At 73.0% G+C, this 7,071-nt stretch carries 7 protein-coding genes; 4 read left to right on the plus strand and 3 right to left on the minus strand.

From position 1 onward, the window contains the following. The coding region (locus AB0J39_RS36875) for an FAD-binding protein (protein ID WP_363473381.1) at window positions 1-215 on the plus strand (215 nt) is incomplete at its 5' end. Beyond that, window positions 215-964, plus strand: coding sequence for an SDR family oxidoreductase (locus AB0J39_RS36880; RefSeq protein WP_363473383.1), 750 nt, complete (start codon window positions 215-217; stop codon window positions 962-964). The genes AB0J39_RS36875 and AB0J39_RS36880, both read left to right, overlap by 1 nt. Here AB0J39_RS36880 and AB0J39_RS36885 read toward each other — a convergent pair. Genes AB0J39_RS36885 through AB0J39_RS36895 form a run of 3 tightly spaced genes read right to left on the minus strand, consistent with a single transcriptional unit; the run spans window position 916 to window position 5,142 of the window. Beyond that, window positions 916-2,820: an ABC transporter ATP-binding protein gene (locus AB0J39_RS36885; protein ID WP_363473385.1), complete on the minus strand. Its 1,905-nt coding sequence runs from the start codon at window positions 2,818-2,820 to the stop codon at window positions 916-918. The genes AB0J39_RS36880 and AB0J39_RS36885 overlap by 49 nt on opposite strands. Then, window positions 2,817-4,547 carry an ABC transporter ATP-binding protein gene (locus AB0J39_RS36890; protein ID WP_363473388.1) on the minus strand — a complete coding sequence of 577 codons (1,731 nt, stop codon included), beginning with the start codon at window positions 4,545-4,547 and terminating at the stop codon, window positions 2,817-2,819. Before AB0J39_RS36890 ends, AB0J39_RS36885 begins: the two co-directional genes overlap by 4 nt. A gap of 1 nt (window position 4,548) precedes the next feature. Beyond that, window positions 4,549-5,142, minus strand: coding sequence for an NAD(P)H-dependent oxidoreductase (locus AB0J39_RS36895; RefSeq protein ID WP_363473390.1), 594 nt, complete (start codon window positions 5,140-5,142; stop codon window positions 4,549-4,551). Between the two features lie 113 nt (window positions 5,143-5,255). Here AB0J39_RS36895 and AB0J39_RS36900 point away from each other — a divergent pair, with 113 nt between their 5' ends. Beyond that, on the plus strand, window positions 5,256-6,008 hold the full coding sequence (locus tag AB0J39_RS36900) for a TetR/AcrR family transcriptional regulator (protein ID WP_363473392.1): 753 nt from the start codon (window positions 5,256-5,258) through the stop codon (window positions 6,006-6,008). Window positions 6,009-6,092: 84 nt separating this feature from the next. Continuing rightward, window positions 6,093-7,040: an aldo/keto reductase gene (locus AB0J39_RS36905; protein ID WP_363473394.1), complete on the plus strand. Its 948-nt coding sequence runs from the start codon at window positions 6,093-6,095 to the stop codon at window positions 7,038-7,040. Window positions 7,041-7,071: the final 31 nt, after the last annotated feature.

Raw genomic sequence — 7,071 nt, forward strand, 5'->3', positions numbered from 1 at the left:
AGGGGACCGGAGCCGCCGGCTTCACGCTCGGCGGCCTGCGCACGACCGTGGACGGCGAGGTGCTGAACCAGTCCGGACGGCCCATCCCCGGGCTGTACGCGGCGGGCCGCGCCTCCTCGGGCATGCACGGCGGGGGTTACATCAGCGGCACGTCACTCGGTGACGGCACCTTCTTCGGCCGCCGCGCCGGCCGCGCAGTCGCCAGGGAGGCGTGATGAAGCGGTTCGACGGTAAGAACGTGCTGCTCACCGGGGCGGCGTCGGGCATCGGCAGGGCGGCCGCCGTACGGCTGCTGGACGAGGGCGCCACGGTGTTCGCCGTGGACCGGGACGAGGACGGGCTCGCGGAGACCGGCAAGCTCGCGGGCGGGACCGACCGCTTCATCCCCTGGCGGGCGAACCTGGCGGACGAGCCGGCGGTGGAGTCGGCCGCGGCCGCGGCCGTCGCCCGCCTCGGCCGGGTGGACGTGCTGGCCAATGTGGCCGGCGTGCTGCGGGTGACCCCGATGGAGTCGCTGCGGCTCGACGACTACCGGCGGATCTTCGCGATCAACGTGTTCGCCCCGGTCGTGTTATGCCGGGAGGTGCTGCCGCACATCCCGGACCGCACCGGGGTCATCGTGAACGTCACCTCGACGGCGGCGACGAAGGCGCATCCCTGGATGACCGGCTACGCGGCGTCCAAGGGCGCGCTGCTGTCGTTCTCGATCAGCCTCGCCGCCGAGCTGGCGCCGCGCCGCATCCGCGTCGTCCCGATCTCGCCCGGCGGCGTCGCCACGCCGCTGACCGCCGACCGGGAGACCTTCGCCGGCATCGACACCTCCTGGTACGCGCGCACCTATCCCCTCTGGGGAAGGGCGGGCCGCCCGGAGGACATCGCCGGGACCATCGCGTACGCCGCCTCGGCGGACGGCGCCTACCTCAACGGGGTGGAGGTCCGCGTGGACGGCGGCTCGCACAGCTGACCGCTCCGCCCTCCTACGGCGTCTGTGATGAACTGTCGCGGTGATCGCGACGCGGGGGCAGAGGTTGATGACGCCGAACCGGCCTGAGCTCCGGAGAGTTGAGCCCCGGAGAGTTGAGCACGGTACAGCCGGGCGTAGGCGCCGCCCGCCGCCAGCAGCTCGTCGTGCGTGCCCTGCTCCACGATCCGCCCCTCGTCCAGCACGAGGATCAGGTCGGCGTTCCTGATGGTCGACAGCCGGTGGGCGATGACGAATCCCGTGCGCCCGGCCCGCAGCGAGGTCATGGCCCGCTGCACCAGCATCTCGGTGCGGGTGTCGAGCGCGCTGGTGGCCTCGTCGAGCACCAGGATCGGGGGACCGGCCAGGAAGGCGCGGGCGATGGTGACGAGCTGCCGCTCGCCCGCGCTGAGCCCTTCGCCGTCGTCGTCGACCACCGTGTCGTACCCGTCGGGCAGCGTGCGCACGAGGTGGTCGACGCCGGTGGCCCTGGCCACCTCGACGATCCGCTCGCGCGGCACGTCGCCGGCGCCGTACGCGATGTTGTCGGCGATCGTGCCGTGCCGCAGCCAGGTGTCCTGCAGCACCATGCCGATCCTGGCGCGCAGCTGCCGCCGGGGCACCCGCGCGATGTCCACCCCGTCCACCGTGATGCGCCCGCCCGTGACGTCGTAGAAGCGCATGAGCAGGTTGATCAGCGTGGTCTTGCCCGCGCCGGTCGGGCCGACGATCGCGACGGTCTGCCCCGGCTCCGCGACCAGGGACAGGTCTTCGATGAGGGGACGGTCGGACGCGTACCGGAACGAGACGTTCTCGAAGACCACCCGGCTGGTGGTCGCGGCCGGCAGGCGGACGGGGTCGCGCACCGGCTCCTCCTCGTCCTCGTCGAGCAGTTCGAAGATCCGCCCGGCCGAGGCGAGCACCGACTGCAGGAGAGTGGACATCGACGTGACCTGGTTGACCGGCTGCCCGAACTGCAGGCAGTACTGGATGAACGCCTGCACGTCACCGACCGACAGCGCCCCGGCCGCCACCCGCAGGCCGCCGATCACCGCGACGAGCACGTAGTTGAGGTTCATGACGAGCGACATCGACGGCCCGATCAGGCTGGACAGCAGCTGCGCGCGGAACCCCGCGCGGAACACCGCGTCGTTGCGCTCGCCGAACTCCCGTACGGCCTGGCGCCGCCGGCCGAAGACCCTGACCAGGGCGTGCCCGGTGTAGGTCTCCTCGACGTGGGCGCTCAGCCGGCCCGTGGCCGCGAACTGCTCGGCGAACCTCGGCTGCGCCCGCCTGCCGACCACTCTGGCGGCCACGACGGAGAGAGGCACCATGACGACCGAGACCAGGGCGAGCAGCGGCGAGGTCCACACCATCATCGCGAGCACGCCGACGAGCGTGAGCAGCGCGGTGACCGCCACGCCGAGCACCTGCTGCAGTGTCTGGCCGACGTTGTCGACGTCGTTGCCGGCGCGCGAGAGCACCTCGCCCCGCTGCCGCCCGTCGAAGTAGGCCAGCGGCAGCCGTGCGAGCTTGGCCTGGGTCCGCTCCCGCAGCCGGAAGACCAGCCGCTGCACGACGGTCGCGGTCGCCCGCTGCTGGACGAAGGAGAGACCGAACGCCGCCAGGTAGCAGGCGAGGGCGGCCAGCAGGATCCGGCCGGTCGCGGCGAAGTCCACCCCGTGGCGCCCGGTCGCGGTGGACAGCACCACGTCGGTGGCCGCGCCGAGCAGCCGGGGGACCGTCACGGTCAGGGCCACGGCCCCGGCCGCGCAGACCAGGGCGGCCACGGCGAGCGGGAGTTCCGGGCGGGCGTCTTCCAGCAGGCGCCGGACGACGCCTCGTTTCCGGGCTGTCATGCGGCCACCTCCAGGCCTGTCTGGGAGGACACGATGTCGCGGTAGGCGGGGCAGGAGACCAGCAACTCCTCGTGGGTGCCGGCCCCGGCGACCCGGCCCTCGTCGAGCACCACCACCCGGTCGGCGTGCCGGGCCGAGGAGATCCGCTGGGCGACCAGGAGGACGGCGACGTCGCGGGTCTCCCGCGCCAGCGCGCCGGTGAGCGCCCGCTCGGTGACCGGGTCGAGCGCCGAGAACGGGTCGTCGAGCAGCAGGACCCGGGGCCGGGCGGCCAGGGCCCGCGCCACCGTCAGACGCTGGCGCTGGCCGCCGGACAACGACGTGCCCCCCTGCCCGAGCGGCGTCTCCAGACCCTCCGGCAGCGCCTCGACGAAGTCACGCGCCTGCGCGACCTCCAGCGCCTGCCACAGCTCCGCGTCCGTCGCCTCGGGCCTGCCGTACCTGAGATTGGCGGCGATGGTCCCGGAGAACAGGTACGGCCGCTGCGGCACCAGACCGACGACGCCGGCCGGTTCCTCCGGTGGCAGCGACGCGAGGTCCGTCCCGTCCAGGAGCACCTGCCCGCCGGTCGGGCCGAGCAGCCGGGCGACGAGGTTCAGCAGGGTCGTCTTGCCCGAGCCGGTGGAGCCGACGATCGCGACGGTCTCGCCGGGCCGGGCGACGAGGTTCACACCGCGCAGCACCGGCTCCTCGGCGCCCGGATAGCGCACGTGCGCGTCGCGGATCTCCACCTCGCCCTGCCAAGACCGGCCTCGCCAGGTCGGATCGTCGCCGAGCGGTTCCGTCCCGGTTTCCAGCACCTCGCGCACCCGGAGGGCGGAGACCCGGGCCCGCGGCGCGGCCAGGACGGTGAAGGTCGCGAGCAGGGCGGAGCCCAGGATCACGGCCAGGTAGTTGAGGAACGCGACCAGTGAGCCCACCTGGGTGATCCCGTCGTCGACGAGGTGCCCGCCGTACCAGACGACCGCCACGCCGCAGAGGTTGCCGATGAGCATCCCGGCGGGGTACATCACGGCCGCCAGTCGCGCCGCGCGTACGGACGCGTCCAGCAGTGCGTCGTTGGCCTCGGCGAACCTGGCGCGTTCGCGCTCCTCGGCGGCGAACGCCCGGACGACCCGGACGCCGGCGATCTGCTCGCGGACGAGCCGGTTGACCTGGTCGACGCCGCGCTGCGTCGCCTGTGCCAGCGGGGTGAGCCGGCGCAGGATCGCCCACAGGACGACCGACAGCGCGGGCAGCGCGATCAGCAGCAGCGTGGACAGGCGCAGGTCCTGCCGCAGCGCCATGACCACCCCGCCGAGGAAGATCATCGGCGTCGCGGCCAGCCCGGTCAGTCCCATGAAGACCAGCGTCTGCACCTGCTGCACGTCGCCGACGGTGCGGGTGATCAGGGACGGCACGCCGAAGCGGGCCACCTCCCGGGAGGAGAACGACTGGACCTTCGCGTAGACGGCGGCGCGGAGGTCCTGGCCGACGGCGGCGGCGGTCCTGGCGGCGAGGACTCCCACCACGGCCGAGCACAGGACCTGTGCCAGCGTCCCGGCCGCCATGAGGCCGCCCAGACGCACGATCAGCCCGGTGTCGCCGCGCAGCACGCCGTCGTCGATGAGTGTGGCGTTGATCGTGGGCAGCAGGAGGGCGGCGAGCGCCTGCGCGATCTGGAGCACGCCGATCAGTGCGACCGCGCCTCGGCGGGGCCGCAGGGCGGAGCGGAGCAGGGAGCCCATCTCAGCCCCCGTACGGCCGGGCCGCCCGCGCCTCGCGCAGGGCCCGGCCGAACCAGACGAGCTCGTCGAGCATGACCTTGGCGGCGCCTTCGGGGCCCGCGGGGTCCTTCGGCCAGTTCCCCTCCGGGTCGAACAGCGTCCAGGGGCTCTGGAAGGCGACGGAGTCGCGGATCGTCACCGCGTGCAGCTCGGCGAAGACGAGCCTGAGCTGCTCGACGGCCCGCAGGCCGCTGGACATGCCGCCGTAGCAGACGAACCCGACGGGCTTGGCCGCCCACTCCCGGTGGTAGCTGTCGATCATCAGCTTGAGCGCCGCGGGGAAGCTGCGGTTGTACTCCGGGGTCACGACGACGAAGGCGTCCGCGGCCTCCACCCGGGGCTGGAGCCCTGTGACCTCCTCCGGCTTCTCGCCGCCGAAGTGCCCGCGCAGCCCGTCCGGGAGGCGGGTCTCGGCCAGGTCGATCACGTCGAGCGCGACGTCGCCGCGCCGCTCCGCCTGAGCGGCCGACCAGTTGGCGACGAGGGGCGCCACCCTCCCGTCCCGGACGCTCCCGATGATCATGGCCACGTTGAGCCGGTCGTCGTCTCCGGACATGGTTTCCTCCATGAGGTGTGTACCTCGTACGCAACGAGTACACCGTACGCGTTGCTGCGTACGGTGTACAAGTCCGAGTACGATGTACATACCGAACCGGGAGGAGCACGACGATGGCCGGGAAGAGAGCGGACGACACCGGGGGCGACGCATGGGACGGCGTCCACGAGTCCATCTGGCAGCGGATGGAGCGCCCCGCCCGGCCGCCCCGCGCGGCGCTGACCCACGCGCAGATCGCCGCGGCGGCCGTGGAGATCGCAGACGCCGAGGGGCTCGACGCGGTCTCGATGCGCCGGCTGGCCGAGCGGCTCGGTGTCGCCACGATGGGCCTCTACCGATACGTGCGCGGCAAGGACGACGTGATCGAGCTGATGGTGGACGCGGTCTACGCCGAGGAGGCGCGGGCCGCGGAGGGCCGCGACTGGCGGGAGGTCCTGCGGGTGTCCGCCCAGCGGCTGCGCGCCCTCATGCTGCGTCACCCCTGGCTGGTGGAGACCACAGCCCAGGCCGGGCCGCTGACGCCCAGCTTCGTCGCGCGGACCGACCGGCTGCTCGCGTCGCTCGACGGCCTCGGCCTCGACGCCGACACGGCGATGACCGTCGTCGGCACGGTCACGGCGTTCGTCACCGGGGCGACCACCGCCCGGATCAGGATGGCCCGGCTGATGCGCAAGGAGGGCGCGGAGAAGATGGACGACCTGCGCACCCTCTACTCGTCCCGCATGAAGTGGCTGCTGGAGTCGGGCCGCTATCCCGCGTTCGAGCGCTACATCCGCGAGGGCGTCAGGAAGGACGACGACGACTGGCAGTTCGAGCTGGGCCTGGAGTCCGTGCTCGACGGCGTCGCCGCCCGGCTGGGAATCTGACGATCCGCACGGGTTGACCTTGAGTCCGCTCCAGGTGCCACACTCGGGAGCCGTTCCCCGAACACATCTGCGATGGAGGACGGCATGACACAGGTGCGTCTCGCGCTGGGCACCATGCATTTCGGGACCCGGGTCGACGAGCGGGCCTCGTTCGATCTGCTGGACCGGTTCGTGGCGGCGGGCGGCACGGTGATCGACACCGCCAACTGCTACGCGTTCTGGGCCGATCCGAGCGGCCACGGCGGGCACAGCGAGCGGGTCGTCGGTGAGTGGCTGGCACGGCGGCCCGGAATGCGCGACCGGATCCTCCTCAGCACGAAGGCGGGGGCCGAGCCGGCCGGCGACGGCGAGTGGCCGGCCAACCGGGAGGGCCTGTCGGCGGCCGCGATCAAGGCGGCGGCCGAGGGCAGCCTGCGCCGGCTGGGCACCGACCGCCTCGACCTCTACTGGCTGCACATGGAGGACAGGTCGGTGCCGCTCGAGGAGACGGCCCAGGCGCTTTCCCTGCTGGTCGAGACGGGTACGGTCACCCGCCTCGGGGCCTCCAACCACGCCCTGTGGCGCGTGGAGCGCGCCCGGCGGATCGCCGAGGCGAACGGATGGGCCGACTGGACGGCTCTCCAGCTGCGCCACTCGTACGTCAAGCCGCGTCCGGACGCGCGGGTGGCCGACCAGGGCCACCGCTTCGGCTGGGTGACCGACGAGGTGCTCGACTACGTGGCGTCCGATCCCACGGTGGACCTGTGGGCCTACACGGCGCTGCTGAACGGCGGCTACGTGCGGAAGGACCGGCCGCTGCCGGAGCCCTACGACCACCCGGGCACGGCGCGGCGGCTGGCCGTCCTCGACGAGGTGGCGACGGAGCTGGGCGTCGGCCGCAACCAGGTGGTGCTGGCGTGGCTGACCGGCGGCGTCCCGCGCGTCACGCCGATCGTGGGTGTAAGCACGGCCGGGCAGCTGGAGGAGGCGCTGGCCGGGGTGGCACTGGACCTGCCCGGTGAGCTGCGCCGCCGCCTCGACGAGGCGGCCTGACCCCCGCGTGGACGGTCCTCGGCCAGCCGGG

It is taken from the genome of Microbispora sp. NPDC049633, assembly GCF_040675265.1.
Taxonomy (GTDB): Bacteria; Actinomycetota; Actinomycetes; order Streptosporangiales; family Streptosporangiaceae; genus Microbispora; species Microbispora maris.

Bases quoted from the DNA above. Each gene is read 5' to 3' on its own strand.
- AB0J39_RS36880 (WP_363473383.1), top strand. From the start codon at position 215: ATGAAGCGGTTCGACGGTAAGAACGTGCTGCTCACCGGGGCGGCGTCG.
- AB0J39_RS36885 (WP_363473385.1), bottom strand. From the start codon at position 2,820: ATGACAGCCCGGAAACGAGGCGTCGTCCGGCGCCTGCTGGAAGACGCC.
- AB0J39_RS36890 (WP_363473388.1), bottom strand. From the start codon at position 4,547: ATGGGCTCCCTGCTCCGCTCCGCCCTGCGGCCCCGCCGAGGCGCGGTC.
- AB0J39_RS36895 (WP_363473390.1), bottom strand. From the start codon at position 5,142: ATGTCCGGAGACGACGACCGGCTCAACGTGGCCATGATCATCGGGAGC.
- AB0J39_RS36900 (WP_363473392.1), top strand. From the start codon at position 5,256: ATGGCCGGGAAGAGAGCGGACGACACCGGGGGCGACGCATGGGACGGC.
- AB0J39_RS36905 (WP_363473394.1), top strand. From the start codon at position 6,093: ATGACACAGGTGCGTCTCGCGCTGGGCACCATGCATTTCGGGACCCGG.